Raw genomic sequence first — 15,980 nt, 5'->3', positions numbered from 1 at the left:
ACATGACAGCAGAGTCACCGGTGCAGACTGTGCAACGCTTGTTCCCGCTGCTGGCCGAGGGGAAGAGCGCGGAGGCGGCGGCGTTGTTCGCCGACTCGGTGTCCTTCTCGATCCCGCACCCGCCGGGCATTCCGTGGGTACCGGAGGTTGACTCGGCCGAGGGCATGCGGACGTTCTTCGAACTGCTGCAGAGCCATGTGCAGGCCAAGGAGTTCGACCTCCGTCAGGTCATTGCCGAGGGCGACGACGTGGTCCTCCTCGGCCGCATGGTCTCCGAGGTCAAGAAGACGGGCCGGGACATCGACACCGCGTTCGCCCTGCACGCCACGGTCCGGGACGGGCTGATCACCCGCTACCACCTCTACGAGGACACCCACGCGGTCGCCAAGGCCTACTTCGGCGACTGATCGCCCGGCGGGCCTGGGGCTCAGCCGGGCCACATGGACGTGACAATCCGCCCGGGACCACCCACTTTGCTCGGCCACGAGGACGTTGTCGCGCCCTGGACGAGGCACGCCGGACGGTACCCCGGTCGGCGCGCGGAGCCGACCGCGGCTCCCGTCGTTCGAGCGGTGCTCGCGGCACCCGTGCCCGTCCGGATCAGCGTCCCGTGGAGACGCCGGAAGCGGCCAGTTTCCGTGCCAGCTCGGTGAGTTCGGGAGCGTGCAGGACACGGTCGCCGAAGCCGGGGAGGGGGACATGCAGCGCCTCGACCCACCGCCGAGGGATGGCGTCGAGTCCGTGCACTGCCCCGGCCAGCCCTCCGCACACCGCGGCCACGGTGTCCGTGTCGCCGCCCAGGTCGATCGCTGCGCGCACGGCTTCCTCGTAGGACGACGTCGTCCGCACTGCCCAGACGGCGGAGCCGAGACAGGGCCAGACCGCGCCGTTGAACTCGGTGGCGAGGTCCGGGTGCCAGTCGGGGGCGAGTACGGCGGCGTACCGGACGCGGTGGTCGGGGTGCACCTCTGCGAGTGTGTCCTGTAGGGCGGATAGAGGGTCGTCTCCGGTGAGTGCGACGCGGATCAACTCGTGGAAGATCGCGGTGCCTTCCCAGGCAGCTCGATCGCCGTGGGTCAGTGCGGCGAGGCGTCTGGCGGCGTCCATGGTGACAGCCCGGCCGTAGGGTGCGAAGTACACGCTGGAGGTGGCTGCGCGCATCAAGGCGCCGTTGCCCGCGGCGCGTTGGCTGACCTGGGAGTGCAGGGACGCGGCCAGGTCCCAGGGATTGCCACTGAAGAGCACCGCTTCGGTCTGTAGGCCGATGTCCTTCGGCTCGGCGGTTGCCCAGCGCCTGAACCTGGCGAAGACGTCCGGAAGTTCGAGTTCGCCCCGTTCCAGCAACGACTCTCCGACGAGCACTGCCATCTGTGTGTCGTCGGTGGCCTCGCCCGGCTCCCACCCGCCTCCTCCGCACATCTCACCCCCGCTGCCCGTCCTTGGGAAACGCTCGGAGAAGGCGCCCTCCGGGCCGAACTCGAAAGGCGCGCCGAGCGCGTCCCCGACGGCGGAGCCCAGGATGGTGGCGACGGCTCGTCGTGTGCGGACACAGGCGTCGGCGAAGAGGGCATTCATCGCGTCAGAGTACGAGACCCCGTGTGCGAGACGGGTACGCAACCGTCACCGGCCCCAGCGGTTCATGTGACGGTGCTCCGCCAGGAGTCCCTGTCCCTGATGGAGCAGGTGCGGTGGGACGGCGCGACTGCTCCATCAGGACCACGTTGGTGTGCCGGCGGAAGATCTGGCACCGTCAGATTTCTCTGACCGTCAGCAACTTCTTGGTGCACCAGGTGACTTGTCGTCGTACGGTCGTTCCATGCCCGTCGAAGAGCACATAGCTGCCCCGCTCTCCCTGCGTCAACGGCGTCGAGCAGCCGCCACCCAGGAGATCCTGGACGCCGCCGAGCGTCATATCGCCGAGAACGGCCCCGCGGCCCTGTCCCTGCGTGCGGTGGCCCGGAGTCTGGGGATGACCGTGCAGGCGCTCTACCACTACTTTCCCAGCCGAGACGATCTTGTGACGGCGCTCATCGCCAAGGCGTACGAAGCCCTGGCCGAGGCCGTCGGGGCCGCTGTCGACGCCGCGGAGGACGGCTCGCCCCTGGAGCGCGTGGTGATCGCGGCCGAGGGGTACCGCCAGTGGGCCCTCGCTCATCCCGGGCGATTCCAGCTCCTGTACGGAGCGCCGTTGCGGCACTACGAGGCTCCTGTCGACGGGCCGACCACTCAGGCGTTGCGCAGGATGAGTGCGATCTTCGAGCGGGAGATCTTCGGTGGTTTCGCCCCGGCACAGCTTGCCGCTGCCGACACCCCTGGTCTCTCGCCCGAGCTTTTGGCGTATCTGGGTCAGTTGCCGCCCACCGGTCGGCGAGAGCTACCGCCTCCCGCGACCGCTCTCGTCATGAGCGCGTGGGGACACATGCATGGACTCGTCGTTCTGGAGGTGTTCGGGCACACCTCGTTCCTCGGCGACCACCAGGCCGAGATCTTCCGCATGGCGATGCGGAACTTGGTGGAGGACATCCACCGCCGGATTCCCGTCGCGGGGGCGGGGGAGGGGGACAACGGGCCGGGAAGGAGTCATCGCCGTACGGACGACAGTGTTCACGCTTGGCCCTGCGGTTCGGCCGCCGGAGGACGTGATGACGAGGAACGGGCCCTGTGAGGGAGGGGGAGTCGGTCAGAGGTCGCAGTCGGCCGCCGGCTCTTCAACCGGTGGCCTCAGCAGGCTTGTCCATGGGGCGGGGGCGCCGGCCGGTGCGCCGGCGCAGAGTTGGGGGCAGGAGCTCGGTGGTGACGAAGGCGACCACCGCCGCCAGGATCACCACGGGCATCATGTCGGGGCTGCCCAGTAGCAGGGCCACGAGCACCGCGCTGCTCACGGGGAGCCGTAGGGTGGCCGCGATGGCCGCTGCCATACAGGCTGCCATCGCGGGGACGAGCCCCAGATACGGCAGAGGAGCCAGCAGCGCACCAGTGGCGGCTCCCAGGAAGAGGGCGGGGAAGATGGGGCCGCCCCGCAGGCTGCCCAGGCACAGGGCGTACGCGATGCCCTTGAACAGCAGGACGGCGAGCAGCGCACCGACACCCCAGGAATGCGGGTCGGCAGCCAGCGCGCTCAGGGTGGCCTGACCGGACGAGGCGACCTCAGCAGGTGAGCGGCCGGTGAACAGCGCGTAGAGGGCGGCGCAGGACGCGGCGCCCAGCGCGCAGAGGACTGTGCGCACACGTACGCCCGTCTGGACGAACGCCACCACCAGCCGTCCCGCGCCCCGCGCCAGGTGCATCATGAAGGCGATCGCGACGGCCAGGAGCAGGGACCAGAACACGTCTCCGACGTCCAGACGGGGGAACGGCGAGGACAGCTTCAGGCGAAGACTTCCCGTATCCAGCCCGGTCCAGCGGCCGAAGCCGGTGAACACCAGGGCTCCCACACCACTGGACAGCAGGGCGGGCAGCATGACCGCGAACAGTCGGGGTCCGCCGACGCCCGCGACCTCGATGAGGAGCACGGCGGCGACCAGTGGGCTTCCGAAGATCGCCGCGATGGCCGCCCCGGCTCCGGCCGCACCCAGCAGTGCCGTGCTCTGCACGGTCGCAGGTGCGCGTGCGAGGTCACGGAAGAGCAGGGCCAGACCACCTCCCAGGGCGATGAGTGGTGCTTCCGGACCCAGGACGGCGCCGAACGGAAGGCTCGCTGTCGCGGCGAGGACCACGCCCGGCAGCGCGTTCGGTGCTGTGCCCTCGGTGTGCAGGCCGGAGACCGGTGCGTGACCGGCCCCACCGGGAAAGTGCGCGGCGGCCAGGCCGACGACCAGGCCCGAAACGAGGAAGAGCGGCAGCGGCCACCACCACGGGGGAGTGCCCCACCCCAGGCTCTGCGGGAGATCCGCCCACAACACGTGTTCCAGTTCGTGCAGCCCCACCAAGAACCAGAACGCCGCGAGGGAAACCGGGATGCCGAGGAGCGCGCAGAAGACGAGCAACTTCAGATAGCCGGGAGCGAGCAGTAGATCCCGCAGGCGGTCCGCCTCCTGAGGCTGTGCCCCGCTGACCGCCGGATCGGATCGTGGGCTGGGCTCCGCCATCGGTGCCTTCCTTCCCCATCGGCCCGGTGCCCCGGGCGCAGCCCGCTGCGGACCTGCGGTGAGTGCGGTGCTGTCGGCCACTGAAACGGGAGCCTGAGTGGGCAGAGCGAGGGCCGGGCCCGGGACAGGTGTCACAGCCGCTCAGGTCCATCGCTACCCGTGCTTTCCGCCCAGCGCAACACAGACATACGTGCACTGACGTGCGGTGCTCCTGCTCCGGCCGTATGAACGAGGCAGCGCGTCCGTGATCGGATCAGAGCATGGACAGCGGACCCCCCTATACGCCTGCGGCGCTGTCTTCAGCGGCCAGGACCGGCCCAGGAACGGTCATCGGTCGCGCGTCGTGCGCTGGGAGAGGACGCTGGATGTGGGGACAACGTTGGGAGAGACACGCCATGACTCAGACCAGGACGGACCACAAGGCGCACACGCCGTTCTTTTCCCGCCCTGGCGTCCGCCGACTCGCACCGTTCTTTCTGATCAGCGCGATCGCTCTGGTCTTCATCTTCGAGAACCGCTCGAGCGTCAAGATCCGTCTGCTCGTCCCGGAGGTGACCATGCCCCTGTGGGGTGCCCTCCTGATCGCCTGGGGACTCGGCATGCTCGCCTGCCTCTTCACCGTGCGTCGACGCTCACACCGGCATCATCGGCACTCGCGGTGACGTCACACTGAGTGGCATCCCGCCATTACGACGCCCGGTAACCGCTGGCGAGGAGTTCGGATCCTCTGCATGTGAGGACGGCCCGCGACCGTTGCTGAGGCGCGCGGCCCGCCTCCCGGGCAGGTGGTGGACGGACCGCGCGCCGGCGTTCACTCTCCCGGTGCCGCCTTGCGCAGGGCGGTGATGCAGGTGGTGATGGCGTCCTGGAGTTCCTCCAGGCGCTGGAGCATGTCGTCCTCGTAGATGGTGTCGAGGTCGTCGACGTCGTCGAAGGTCAGCTCCTCGAAGACCTTGGTCGCCTTCTGCAGGCTGCTGTAGAACTTCGTGCGGCGTTCCTGGAGGCGGAGTTCGGGGTTGGCCTGGATGGTCTGGGCCACGAGGTCCTTCACGGAGTCGTACGCCTCGGAGGCCCACTCGCTGGTCTCTTCACCCTCGTCGAGTTCGTCGATGAGGGAAAGGTGGCGCTCGGCCTCGGCGCGAAGCTCCGCAGGGGCGTCGATGGTCTGTCCGGCAGGGGTTTTGACCTGGCCGTTCTCCACGATCTGGCGGACGTAGCCGATGCGGCTGGCGGCCTGCGTCTCGGAGGCGACCGCCTTCTTCAGGTCGTCGGTGCGGGCGATGTCACGGGCCAGTTCCGTCTGCAGCGCCGGGTCCTCCTGGAGCCGGTCGAGGAGTGCCGTCCGGGCCGCCTGGGCCGTGGAGGGGTCGGCGAGGATGGCGGCCCGCAGCGCGGTGGGATTCTCGGCGACCTCCAGGGCCTTGGTCGGCCGGATGCCCTCGGCCTCGGCCGCCGCGGCGATCGCCGTGCCCCGCTCGGAGGCGGCGCTGGAACGGGAGGTGTAGTAGGAGTGCCACACGTCCGAGTCCGGCAGTTCCACGTCCTGGCCCGGGGTCAGCGCCTCGAAGTACGGGACGAGGCCGTCGTCGGCCGCCTTGTCCCACGCCTTGTAGTAGCGCATGACCCGCTCGGGTGAGCACCCGGCCAGTGCGGCGAAGCCCTTCGCGGAGACCTTCGGTGTTTCCCCCGCCAGCTCTCCGCCGGGCCGCACGCTGCGCGCCACCTTGAGTGCGAACGCCCAGCCGCCGGCCCGCACGTACGCCCCGAAGTCGCCGGCGTCCTGCGCGATATCAGGGTGCACATCGCCCTGGGCCTCAGTGTCGCCCTGGGCCTCAGCGTCGTCCTGGGTCTCAGCGCCGCTCTGGGCCTCGGCGTCCTGGGCCTCGGCGTCCTGGGCCTCGGCGTCCTGGGTCTCAGCGTGCTGGGTCTGCGCGTCGTGCGCCTCGTCCGCGGGGGCCGGGTCGTGCGCCTCGGCCGTCGGAACCGGGGCGGCGGATGTTCCGGGCTCGACCCAGAACTCCTCGGCTTCAGTTGTCGCCTGTCCGGGCACCTGGTCGACGGGAGGGACGGCCGGTTCGGGCTGAGCGGTCACTACGGTCACTGGGAGACTCTCCTGGGGCCTGAGGAAGAACGAGGCGTCAAAGGGCAGCGCAGGCAGCCTATATGAACCTGTTCGCAATGGTTTGAGTGCCCTCTGGGGCGTGGGTCGCGGCCTTCTCGGAGTGCCTTGCCGCGGCCGCGGGCGGTCCGATCCTCCCGGCGCGTTCGGCGACTTGTGAAGGGAAACGCCGCGCACCGAGGTGAACTCGGGCCCACGAGGCTCCCGGCGCATCGATAACTCTCCGACTTCACTCAAGTACGCTTAGTCAATGAACGTTTCGAGCGCGGAACTCCGTGCAGCGCCGGGGCCGACCGCCGTGGTGACGGGCGTGGGTTCCTATCTTCCTCCCCGCCGCGTGACCAATGACGAGCTGTGCTCCCGGCTGGACAGCAGCGACGCGTGGATCCGCGAGAGAATCGGCATTGAGGAGCGCCGCCGGGCGGACGCGGCGATGTCCACGGGAGATCTGGCCCTGGAAGCCGCGCGGAGGGCGATGCGCTCTGCGGACGTGACGGACGTCGACACCCTGGTCCTGGCCACGACCACCCCGGACCACCACTGCCCGGCCACCGCACCCGCGGTCGCCCACCGGCTCGGGCTGCGCGACGCGGTCGCCTTCGACGTGACCGCCGGGTGTGCGGGCTTCGTACACGCCTCGGCTGTCGCCGCCGGGCTCATCAGCGCGGGCAGCGCCCGGAAGGTGCTGGTCGTGGGTGCGGAGACGATGTCGGCCATCATCGACTCCGACGACCGCTCCACAGCCCCTCTCTTCGGCGACGGCGCCGGAGCGGTGGTCCTGGAAGCCGGATCCGGGAAACAGGACGGCAGCCTCGGACCCTTCGTCTGGGGCAGCGACGGTTCGCTCGCCGACGCCATCGTCATCCCGGCCGGCGGAGCCCGTGAGCGTGACCGGCGGGACAGCGCGCCCGCGGGTGACTTCTTCGTTCACATGCGCGGGAACGAGGTCTTCCGTCACGCGGTGCGTCGCATGAGCCAGGCCGCCCGGGACGCGGTGAAAGCCGCGGGGTGGACCCTCGACGAGGTCGACCGGCTGATCGTCCACCAGGCCAACGGACGCATCGGCGCCTCCGTCGCCGACGCACTCGGCATCCCGCCCGAGCGCACGCCGTCCAACATCGCCCACGTCGGCAACACCGCGGCGGCGTCCGTGCCGCTGCTGCTCGCCCACGCCGCGGACGAGGGTCAACTGAAACCCGGGCACCGCGTGCTCGTTGTCGCTTTCGGCAGCGGGCTCGCCTGGGCCGCCACCACCCTCGTGTGGCCGCCGGGCGTCACCGCTGAGCTGTAGAGATCCACCTGCCCAGGAACGTAAGGAACAAAGCACGTGCTGGAAGAACTCAAGGGCATCCTCACGACACAGGCCGGACTGCCCGCCGCGCCCATCACCGCCGACGCGACCCTGGCCGACGCCGGTGTCGACTCCATGGCCGTGACGGTGCTGTCCATGCAACTGGAGGACCGCATGGGCCTGTTCCTCACCGAGGACGAACTCTCGCGCGCCCCCACCGTCAACGCCCTGGCCGACCTCATCGCGAGCCGAGCCGCCGGGAAACCGTGATGCCGACCGCCCCTATCGCGTGGAACCCGCCCGAATGGAACGCGCCCGAGCAGACGAAGGAGGAACTCGTCCCACTGGAATGGCGCGGCCTGCGCTACACGTGCCGTGTCATCACCTCGGGTCGGCCGCCGGTCACCGAACCCCTTCTCCTGCTCGGCGGCGCACTGCAGGACATGTACGCCTGGCCCCGGCTGGAACGCAGACTCAGCGCCCACATGACGCTGGTGCTCGTCGACCTGCCCGGGGTCGGCACAGCCGACGACCTGTCCTCCGAGCACGGTTTCGACGCGCTCGCCGAGGCCGCTCTGCTCGTCCCCGAGCGGCTCGGGTTCGACCGGATCAATCTGCTGGGCGCCTCCTACGGTGCGCCGATCGCCTACCGTGCCGCCCTCAGCAGACCGGCGCGGATCGCCCGGCTCGTCCTGGCCGGCGCCACGCACCGGATGAACCCGGCTCTGGTGTCCGAGTGCGAGCAGGTGTGGCGCGCCCGCGCCGCACTCGCGGACGACATCGACGGGACGCTGTCGGACTCCGGGTCGCAGGAGATCGCGGCCCGCGCCGTCACGACGCTGTTGAACACCGCCCTCGGCGATCAGGTCTGCCAGGCACCCACCGTGGCAAGGCTGCTGCACCGGCAGTTCGCCCGCATCACCCCGGCCGAGGCCCGCCGCCATGCCGTCTGTCACCAGCGGCTGCTCGGCTCGGACCCGCTGCCCTCCGAGGACATCGACGCGGTGCGCGCCCTGGTGTTCACCGGTGAGCACGACGACGTCAGCACGCCGGACGAGAACCGTGCCGTGGCAGCCGCCATCGCCGGCTCGACCTTCGTACTCGTCCGGGACGCCGACCACATGGTGCATCTGGAGCGGGAAGCCGAGTACGCCGACCTGGTCCTGCGCTTCCTCACCGATATCCCACTCGAAGGCCTTCATTACACGACCACACCGGAACGCCTCGGGCGTAGCTGACACTGTCGGCGCTTCTCGTCCACGGAGATTCATGGATGTTCTCGGGCGGAGCCGGGTGCAAGGGCGGGTCCGTACGTCCCGGTCGGTGGTGTACTGCTTTACATGCCGTCCACGGACGATGAACGGGAAGCGCTGACGACCGGGGTCCATCTCGCGGCGTTCTCCACGGTGCTGCTCGTGGTGATCGGCCTTGTCTGGGATGTTCCCTGGCAGGTGACCGTGTTGTTCGTTGTTGCGTCGGTCGCGGTCAGTGGCCTGATCACTGTCATGACGCTGGGCTACGTGCGCAGCGCCGCGCAACGGAAAGCTATGACGCAAGGGGCCCTGGACACCTGGGCCGGCCGCAACGGCGGGACCTTCGGTACCAATCCGGCGGCGTTGGCCAGCGACGTGCAGGGATGGGAGTTGCCGACGAGCCCTCGATTTCGTGGTGAGCTGCTCGCCGTGGGCCGCTGCCAGGGCATCGAGGTGGGCGTCGCCTGCTCCATCGAGGACGTGGGCGAGGCGGGCACGTCGATCACGGCCGTCCTGCTCCGTCTGCCGGAACAGCGGCCGACCGCACGGCTGCGTCGCCGCCGGGACATACGCCGACTGGACCTGCCACAGGGCGTGGATTCGGTGGAGACGGACGGCCACGAGCTACGCGTACGGTTCGAGGGCTGGCCGCAGTCGCCCACGGCGGTGGACACGCTGGTCGACGCAGTCGTACGCCTGGCCGCGAGCCCACTCGACACGTGACGCTGTGAACACCTGCGGGGCGCAACCAACGAGGAGCGTCACTTCGGCCTGCCTACCCGGTGTCCGGAAGCTCGATGTCGGGCCACAGTGGTGGTTCCGCGGCCGCACGTCGCTCGGCCTGGCGCGCGTTCTCCTGTCGCACCGCCGTCAACCACGGCCACAGGTCCGGTAGTTGCTGCCCGGAGCAGGCCAGACGGTGCTCGATCCGGCATCGTTGCAGCGGATCCGGCGGACACACGGCATACACCGTCACCCGTCCGTCCGACAATGTGATCCACCGACGCTCCGCCGGTACCAGATGCGCCAGCACATCGAGCCCCGGTTCGAGGAGCACCCAGTCGTGGTCCAGTGTCGGCACCCGGTCCTGCGGCAGATCGCAGTACGGGCAGGCAGATGCCTGTCCGTCACCCCATCGCCGTGACTCCTTGTCGACAACCCCCATACTCTGAGCGTGCGGCCTGGCAGGGCACGCCACACGGCGCCAATCGGACGGGACCCACGCGCCCACACGGACAGGCAACGACAGGCGAGGCAACTCCTGGACGCTCCTTGCTCATACGCCCCGTCTGCTGCGGCCGGACAGGTGCCGTAGACAACAGGACGCTGCCCGGGGTTGACAGCCATCGTCCTGCGAAGGACGCGGTGGGCATCGGCAGATCGGGTGGTCGGACGTCGGGATATCCGTAGGGGCGCGGGGGCATTGAACTGTCATGTGCCGCGCGCCGGTTCCGGCGGAGGGAACCGCTGATGCCCAGGTGTCCGGAAGCGGTGGAGGCCGGCGATCGGTGGTGGGGCCCGCGGAACTCTCAGGGGGATGGCCTGCCGGGCGCTGGGTCCCGTGCCGGCTGTGAAGACCATCGCGTGGTGTGACCATCGGGGGCGGAGATGGAGCAACTGAAAGCCCTGGAACCGCAGTTGATCGGACGGGTGTTCCGTGCATCAGAACCCGCCGATATCCGCGCCTCGATGTGCCGGCTGCGCAGGATGCCGAGGTTGGTGCGGAAAGTGGTACGCCCGCTGTGGCGCCTGTGGATCCACCTGTCGTACTGGCCGTTGAGGGCAAAGACCAAGGTTCTGCTGGTCAGTTTCGTCTTCTCGGTGACGCTGCTGATCCTGGCCCACGCCGGTGGCGTGCTCGGACCGCCGGCCGGGCCCGACCGACGGTGGGCTCTGGACTACGTGTTCTCGGACAACGCGGACCTGGGCGGCGTGAGCCTGTCGCTGCTCCAGGACCCGGCCGGACTGATCGTGCTGGCGGTCGTCTTCATCACGCCCGTCTTCTGCTGTCAGCAAGTGCTGGCCATCTCGGACTTCGTCCAGATGAACGAGCGCAACGCTGCCGATGTGGAGCGTACCGAGGATGAGATTCGACAACTCAACGATCTGGTCCGCAAGACCAACTGGTGGTTCCGGGTGTTGGGGGGTCGCGAGGTGTCCGCGGCCATCGCGGTGGCCATGGGGATCGGCACGGCCGCGCTGTACGGCTTCGTCAATGCCCACGGCCTCATGGAGACGTGGAACCCGACCTCGCTGCCCGATCAGGTCTGGCGCTCGGAGGTCTACGCGGGCTGGTGGGCCAATTGGCACGCCCACCGTGAACTCGCAGTGGCCTTGTGCCTGGCGGGCACGTACGCCTTCTACTTCCTGGCCAAGCAACTGGTCATGGGGGTGGTCTTCACCGCCTACCTGCATCGGTCGGAGGCACTCGACTTCGGGGTCACGCCGAACATGCGGTTCGACAGCGACGGATATCAGGGACTGCGGCCACTGCGTCAGTTCATGCTGTGGACCTACGGCTCCGCGCTGGCCCACCTGATCGGCTTGCTGGTCCTCTTCACGGTCTGGCTGCCGGCCGAACCATGGATGGTGTTCATCGTGCTGGGAGTCATGCTGGTCGACATGCTGGTGATCGTCTACCCGTCGTCGATCGGCTATCACTCCGCGCTGACGGTCAAGCAGGATCACGTCAAGTCGTTGTACGAGATGAACCTTCCGAGCGAGGAGTGCGACGCGGCCATCGCGCGGGTCTGGGCCGATCCCGTGCTTCCGGTCACGACCCGCAAGGCCATGACCGGCATCATCCTCTACCTGCTGGTCCCCGCGGTGCCTGCCCTGATACCCGTCCTCTTCCAGAAGCTCTGACCTCGCGGAGTCGAGCCCGAGTTTGTCGGGCCGCCGCGACGGCGGGTGCAGTTGTTCGAACAGCCTGAACGAAACCCCACTCAGGGCGTGACCTCGCGGGAGAGGATGGCCCCATGACCGATCATGTCAAGGGCGAAACGACAGACACCCGCAGTGGCGCGAGTGGTATCGACACCAGCAAGCCTCATTCGGCGCGCATGTACGACTACTTCCTCGGTGGGAAGGACAATTACGAAGTCGACCAGGAGGCCGCCGAGAAGGTCATTTCCGTATTCCCTCATGTGTCGGAGATGGCGCGGACCAACCGCAGGTTCATGCACCGTGCCACACGCCTGCTGGCCGAGCGAGGTGTCCGGCAGTTCCTCGACATAGGAACGGGAATTCCCACCCAGCCGAACCTGCATCAGGTCGTCCAGAAGATCACCCCTGACGCACGCGTCGTGTACGCGGACAACGACCCGATCGTGCTGCGGCACGCCGAGGCGCTTCTCCACAGCACACGGGAAGGCAGTACGAACTACGTCCACGCGGACGTGCGAGAGCCGGAAAAGATCATCGAAGCAGCCAGGGAGACCCTCGACTTCGACCAGCCGATCGCGTTGTCGTTGGTAGCGCTCCTCCACCTGGTCGGGGACGAGGACGACCCCCACCGCATCGTGACCGAACTGCTCAGGCCACTCGCACCCGGTAGCTATCTGGCGCTGTCCCACGCGACCGGGGACTTCGACCCCGAGACCTGGGAGCGCATCGTCCAGATATACCGCAGTGGCGGTACGTCTGCCCAAGTGCGCTCACGCACCGAATTCGCCACGTTCTTCGATGGACTTGAACTCGTCGACCCGGGCGTGGAACTCGCCATGCTCTGGCACCCGGAGCTCGGCGAACCGGACAGTCATGAGGAGCGGATACCTCTGTACGCCGGGGTCGCTCGCAAGGTCTGACGGCAGAGAGTTACCGGCACACCGGCCTGCACCTGTCAGCTGGGACACAGCTCACCCACGGAGTGCCCGGGACGAAGTGAGGTCACCATCGATCGGCAGCGTCGGCCGGCGGTGATCACTTCCATCGGCTCCGGCAGTGGTTTGAGCTTCGGTGACGGGCGGGCTGACATCGCGTGGCTGCGGGAGAGGAAGGCCGGACGGGTAGAACTGGGCGTACCAGCGGCGCAGGGCCTTGATGCCCTTCTCGTGCGGAAGCAGAACCGGGCGAGGCTGGTGGATCTTGTGATCCCAGATCCTGACCTCTTCGCGTACCTCGTCCAGGGCTTCCGAGCGGAAGACGAGTTTGAGGACGGGCGTCAGGAACGGCGCCCGGGCCGGTTTGCGGAGGTAGTAGAGCATCCGCAGCTCGCTGGTGTGGTCGTCGATGGGAGTGGAGAGCGCGACGGCGGTCACCGACAGGACCGGTCCATGGGTGCGGACCACCATCACACCGGGTCCGTACATGAAGGCGTCGAAGGTGTTGTCGATGTCCCAGCCGAATACGCGCCGGCTGATCCGGCCGCGGACCTCGGCGAAGGGACCGTCCGTCCTCCAGTCCTGGACGGGCGGTTCGCTCTGGCCGTGGATGAAGTGGAAGTGGGACTCGTCGACGATGTTCTCGCGCATCTCCTGGACATGGATGCGCGCCTTGCAGGTGTCGTCGATCGGCTGGGCGAAGTTTTTGGATTGCGTCTCGGGAATTTCCGGTACTTCCCAGGAGGGCGCGCCAGGGCCTGTGTAGACGAAGATGAGGCCGCTGTGCTCGCGGACCGGGAAGCCTTCGAGGGACACTTTGGGGGTCCGGACCGAGAACGGGGCGCTCACGCACCGGCCGTCCGCACCGAATCGCCATCCGTGGAAGGGGCATTCGACTGTCCCGTCCACGACCTTTCCGCCGACGCCCAGATGTGCACCGTAGTGGGGGCAATGTGCGTCTCTCACGGCTGCTTGTCCGTCGCTCCCGCGGAAGGCGATCAGCGCCCGTCCGAAGTAGTGCAGGCTGACCACACGGTTCTGTCGCAGTTCGCTGCTGCGGAGGACGGCGTACCACCCGTGTGGAACTGTCGGCATCGGATACCGGTCGGCTCGCGGATCGCGGGGCAAGCCCGCCAACTTGTCATGACTGCGACGGAGACGCATGCGCTGATGCTAGCGGCAGCGGGAGCCGCGCACTGCCGAAGGCGATCACTGCCGAGCAGGAGGCGCGTCGCGTCGCCCGAGGCGGTAGTCCCTCCAGGGCCCTTTCCCATCATGCTTGTTGCTCGCGCGAGTACGGCCGGGCGCCCTCTCGTGGGGTAGGGATCGGCGAGAGGGCGCCGGTAGGACCCTTCCGGTCAGCTCGTCAGACGGAAGGTGGCGTCGCTTCGTCCTGTGGCTGTGGTGATCGGTTCGAGCTTCAACTGGAAGGCGTAGTGGCGGATGTAGCGGTCGGGGTGGTTGTAGGACTGGAACGAGGACCAGGCCGGGTCGGCGAGTCCGGCGACCTGGCGGAAGGTGGCGTCCCCGGCGAAGCCGGTGGTGCCGTCGTTATAGGCCAGTTGGAAGTCGGCTCCGTCGTGCCGCAGGTAGTGGCCGGGGAAGTTCACCGACTCGAAGGAGACGGTGCCGGAGCCGGCCAGGCCGGGCCGCTGCCGGAACTGCGCGTCCTCGTTGGTGACGTTCTGGTCGATGCGCACGTCGAAGTTGCTGTGCCGCACGTAGCGGTCCTGGAAGTTGAAGGACTGCAGCCTCCTGCCCGGGACATTGGCCCAGCGCGCCTGGATCCGGGCGTCCTCGGCGGCCGTCAGGTTCAGGATCGAACCGTGGCGCTTCTTCGTTCCGCCCAGGTTGAAGGTGCCGGCGGCCGGAAGCCGGTAGGAGCCGGAGGCGGACGGGGTGGACGGGCTGGTCGTCAGCACCGGCATGTAGCCCTTGCCTGCCGCGTACTGGTCGAGGTACAGGGCCCACTCGTCACGGTTCTTGAACTTCAGCCACATCGGGCCCTCGACCTGTGAACCGGTGAGACCGATTCCGGAGAGGTTGCCGAGGCTGGTCCAGGTGCCGAGGATCGAGTTGCTGCCTTCGATCGTGATCTGGCCGTCGCCGGAGGCCCGCACATAACGGTAGTTGCCGACACCCGACGGTATCTCGACGATCTGGGTGTCGATGATCTCCTGCGTGCCGGGACGGTCGATGTAGATCTGCGGAGTGGTGGTCGTGCGGAAGTCGGTCGTGCGGGCGTAGTAGATGCGGTGCTTCTGTATGCCGTTCCGGCTCCCGTTCGTCGCCCAGTACAGGACGTAGCTGTTGGTGGCGGAGTCCCAGATGGCCTCCGGCGCCCACGCGTTGCGTCCTTCGGGAATCGCGCCCGCCACGTTCAGCAGCCACGGCTTGGACCAGGTCACCAGGTCCGTGGACTCCCACACCACGAGGTTGCGGCTGCCGTTGTTGATGGCGTCGCCCCAGGACTGGCCGCAGCCGATGCACAGGTCGGTCGCGATGATCCAGTACTTGCTGCCGTCGGGTGAGCGGACGAGTGCCGGGTCACGCACTCCGCGCGTACCCACGGTGGAACGGAGGGTCATTCCGCCACCGTTGAGATCGTTCCAGTTCAGACCGTCCGTGCTGTAGGAGAAGTACATTTGCTGGCCCGTCGCCCCCTCTCCGATGAAGTGCGTCATCAGGTAGCCCGGGTCGGCGGCCGAGGCCCGGTCCGGTGAGATCCCGGCCTGGCCGGTGAGGAGGAGGCAGGCGGCGACCAGTATCGCCGACAGCCGGGCGAGAACCGCGGACATGTATGTCTCCTGTCGTTCTGCGAGTGCCGCCTCTGGGCGGCAGGGAGTGCGGAGGGTGGGGGGCGGTCTCCGTATCGAGGGGCGTGCCGGCTCCAGGGCACCAGTAGGTTCGAAACTTCGAACGATGTGCGAAGCTTCGGCCAGAAGATAGATTTCAGGCCCGAGGGCGTCAATGGAACTGGCCGGTACGGTTCCAGATGGATCGCGCCTGTCCTGACGGATGCGACGTGGAACCCAGCCGTTCAGCGAGTGGTGATCACGCCAAGTTGCCCAGCTTGGCGCGGAGTTGCGCGGCTTCGGGGTGGTCGAGATCGTCGAGAATGGTCAGGGCCTGCTGCCATGACGTGCGGGACTCGGCGGACTTCTCGACAGCGTGATGAGTGTCGCCGAAGTGGGTGAGAACAGCGGCTTCGCCGAAGTGGTCGCCGAGGTCCCGGTACAGCTCCAGGGCCTGGCGGTAGCAGTCCCTGGCCTGGTCGTGTCGGCCGAGCTGGTGGTGGGCGTAGCCGTAGGTGTCCCAGGTGGCTGCCTTGATCGCGCGGTCCGTGGTGTTCTTCAGCAGGTCCAGGGCTTGACTGCGACCGCCTCCGGCTCGCCGCAACAGTCACTT

General features: G+C 68.1%; 16 protein-coding genes and 1 pseudogene. 9 read left to right on the top strand and 8 right to left on the bottom strand.

All coding sequences use genetic code 11. The annotated features are described in order from the left end of the window. Window positions 1-2: 2 nt before the first annotated feature. Window positions 3-407, top strand: coding sequence for a nuclear transport factor 2 family protein (locus tag KUF83_RS18610; protein ID WP_217455849.1), 405 nt, complete (start codon window positions 3-5; stop codon window positions 405-407). A gap of 193 nt (window positions 408-600) precedes the next feature. Here the strand turns inward: KUF83_RS18610 and KUF83_RS18605 are convergent, their stop codons facing one another. After that, on the bottom strand, window positions 601-1,575 hold the full coding sequence (locus tag KUF83_RS18605; protein WP_217455848.1) for an ADP-ribosylglycohydrolase family protein: 975 nt from the start codon (window positions 1,573-1,575) through the stop codon (window positions 601-603). Between the two features lie 241 nt (window positions 1,576-1,816). On the opposite strand from KUF83_RS18605, the gene KUF83_RS18600 reads away from it, so the two are divergent. After that, window positions 1,817-2,665: a TetR/AcrR family transcriptional regulator gene (locus tag KUF83_RS18600; RefSeq protein WP_217455847.1), complete on the top strand. Its 849-nt coding sequence runs from the start codon at window positions 1,817-1,819 to the stop codon at window positions 2,663-2,665. A gap of 43 nt (window positions 2,666-2,708) precedes the next feature. Here KUF83_RS18600 and KUF83_RS18595 read toward each other — a convergent pair whose 3' ends face one another. Further along, window positions 2,709-4,088: a chloride channel protein gene (locus tag KUF83_RS18595; protein WP_217455846.1), complete on the bottom strand. Its 1,380-nt coding sequence runs from the start codon at window positions 4,086-4,088 to the stop codon at window positions 2,709-2,711. A 395-nt stretch (window positions 4,089-4,483) separates the two neighbouring features. Between KUF83_RS18595 and KUF83_RS18590 the strand changes: the two genes are divergently transcribed. Further along, on the top strand, window positions 4,484-4,750 hold the full coding sequence (locus tag KUF83_RS18590; protein ID WP_217455845.1) for a hypothetical protein: 267 nt from the start codon (window positions 4,484-4,486) through the stop codon (window positions 4,748-4,750). 149 nt (window positions 4,751-4,899) lie between these two features. Here KUF83_RS18590 and KUF83_RS18585 read toward each other — a convergent pair whose 3' ends face one another. Next, window positions 4,900-6,189 carry a hypothetical protein gene (locus tag KUF83_RS18585; RefSeq protein WP_217455844.1) on the bottom strand — a complete coding sequence of 430 codons (1,290 nt, stop codon included), beginning with the start codon at window positions 6,187-6,189 and terminating at the stop codon, window positions 4,900-4,902. A 268-nt stretch (window positions 6,190-6,457) separates the two neighbouring features. Here KUF83_RS18585 and KUF83_RS18580 point away from each other — a divergent pair, with 268 nt between their 5' ends. From KUF83_RS18580 to KUF83_RS18565, 4 genes are all read left to right on the top strand, one after another. Then, on the top strand, window positions 6,458-7,498 hold the full coding sequence (locus KUF83_RS18580) for a beta-ketoacyl-ACP synthase III (protein WP_217455843.1): 1,041 nt from the start codon (window positions 6,458-6,460) through the stop codon (window positions 7,496-7,498). Between the two features lie 36 nt (window positions 7,499-7,534). After that, window positions 7,535-7,768 (top strand): acyl carrier protein, encoded by a 234-nt coding sequence (locus KUF83_RS18575; protein ID WP_217455842.1) that lies wholly within the window; start codon window positions 7,535-7,537, stop codon window positions 7,766-7,768. Beyond that, complete coding sequence (locus tag KUF83_RS18570; RefSeq protein WP_217455841.1) at window positions 7,768-8,736, top strand: alpha/beta fold hydrolase; 969 nt, start codon at window positions 7,768-7,770, stop codon at window positions 8,734-8,736. The genes KUF83_RS18575 and KUF83_RS18570 overlap by 1 nt, the downstream gene beginning before the upstream one ends. A gap of 102 nt (window positions 8,737-8,838) precedes the next feature. After that, entirely contained in the window at window positions 8,839-9,474 is a 636-nt protein-coding gene (locus KUF83_RS18565; protein WP_217455840.1) for a hypothetical protein, read from the top strand. A 52-nt stretch (window positions 9,475-9,526) separates the two neighbouring features. Here KUF83_RS18565 and KUF83_RS18560 read toward each other — a convergent pair whose 3' ends face one another. Then, window positions 9,527-9,916 (bottom strand): DUF6083 domain-containing protein, encoded by a 390-nt coding sequence (locus tag KUF83_RS18560; RefSeq protein WP_217455839.1) that lies wholly within the window; start codon window positions 9,914-9,916, stop codon window positions 9,527-9,529. Window positions 9,917-10,359: 443 nt separating this feature from the next. On the opposite strand from KUF83_RS18560, the gene KUF83_RS18555 reads away from it, so the two are divergent. Then, window positions 10,360-11,616: a hypothetical protein gene (locus KUF83_RS18555; protein WP_217455838.1), complete on the top strand. Its 1,257-nt coding sequence runs from the start codon at window positions 10,360-10,362 to the stop codon at window positions 11,614-11,616. 113 nt (window positions 11,617-11,729) lie between these two features. Next, window positions 11,730-12,557, top strand: a complete 828-nt coding sequence (locus KUF83_RS18550) for an SAM-dependent methyltransferase (RefSeq protein ID WP_217455837.1) — start codon at window positions 11,730-11,732, stop codon at window positions 12,555-12,557. A gap of 51 nt (window positions 12,558-12,608) precedes the next feature. Here KUF83_RS18550 and KUF83_RS18545 read toward each other — a convergent pair whose 3' ends face one another. The 4 genes and pseudogenes from KUF83_RS18545 to KUF83_RS18535 all read right to left on the bottom strand — a co-directional run bounded on the left by KUF83_RS18545 (window position 12,609) and on the right by KUF83_RS18535 (window position 15,971). Further along, window positions 12,609-13,388 (bottom strand): hypothetical protein, encoded by a 780-nt coding sequence (locus KUF83_RS18545; protein WP_308403052.1) that lies wholly within the window; start codon window positions 13,386-13,388, stop codon window positions 12,609-12,611. A gap of 69 nt (window positions 13,389-13,457) precedes the next feature. Further along, window positions 13,458-13,667, bottom strand: a pseudogene (locus KUF83_RS42805) (Rieske 2Fe-2S domain-containing protein); the annotation flags it as partial. A gap of 263 nt (window positions 13,668-13,930) precedes the next feature. Further along, the gene (locus KUF83_RS18540; RefSeq protein ID WP_217455835.1) at window positions 13,931-15,370 is read right to left on the bottom strand and encodes a glycoside hydrolase family 43 protein; all 1,440 of its coding nucleotides are present in this window, start codon (window positions 15,368-15,370) and stop codon (window positions 13,931-13,933) included. A gap of 256 nt (window positions 15,371-15,626) precedes the next feature. Further along, window positions 15,627-15,971: a tetratricopeptide repeat protein gene (locus tag KUF83_RS18535; RefSeq protein ID WP_217455834.1), complete on the bottom strand. Its 345-nt coding sequence runs from the start codon at window positions 15,969-15,971 to the stop codon at window positions 15,627-15,629. Window positions 15,972-15,980: the final 9 nt, after the last annotated feature.

This window comes from Streptomyces sp. BV286, from assembly GCF_019090165.1.
GTDB lineage: Bacteria > Actinomycetota > Actinomycetes > Streptomycetales > Streptomycetaceae > Streptomyces.
This window is presented reverse-complemented; position numbering and strand designations above follow the sequence as displayed.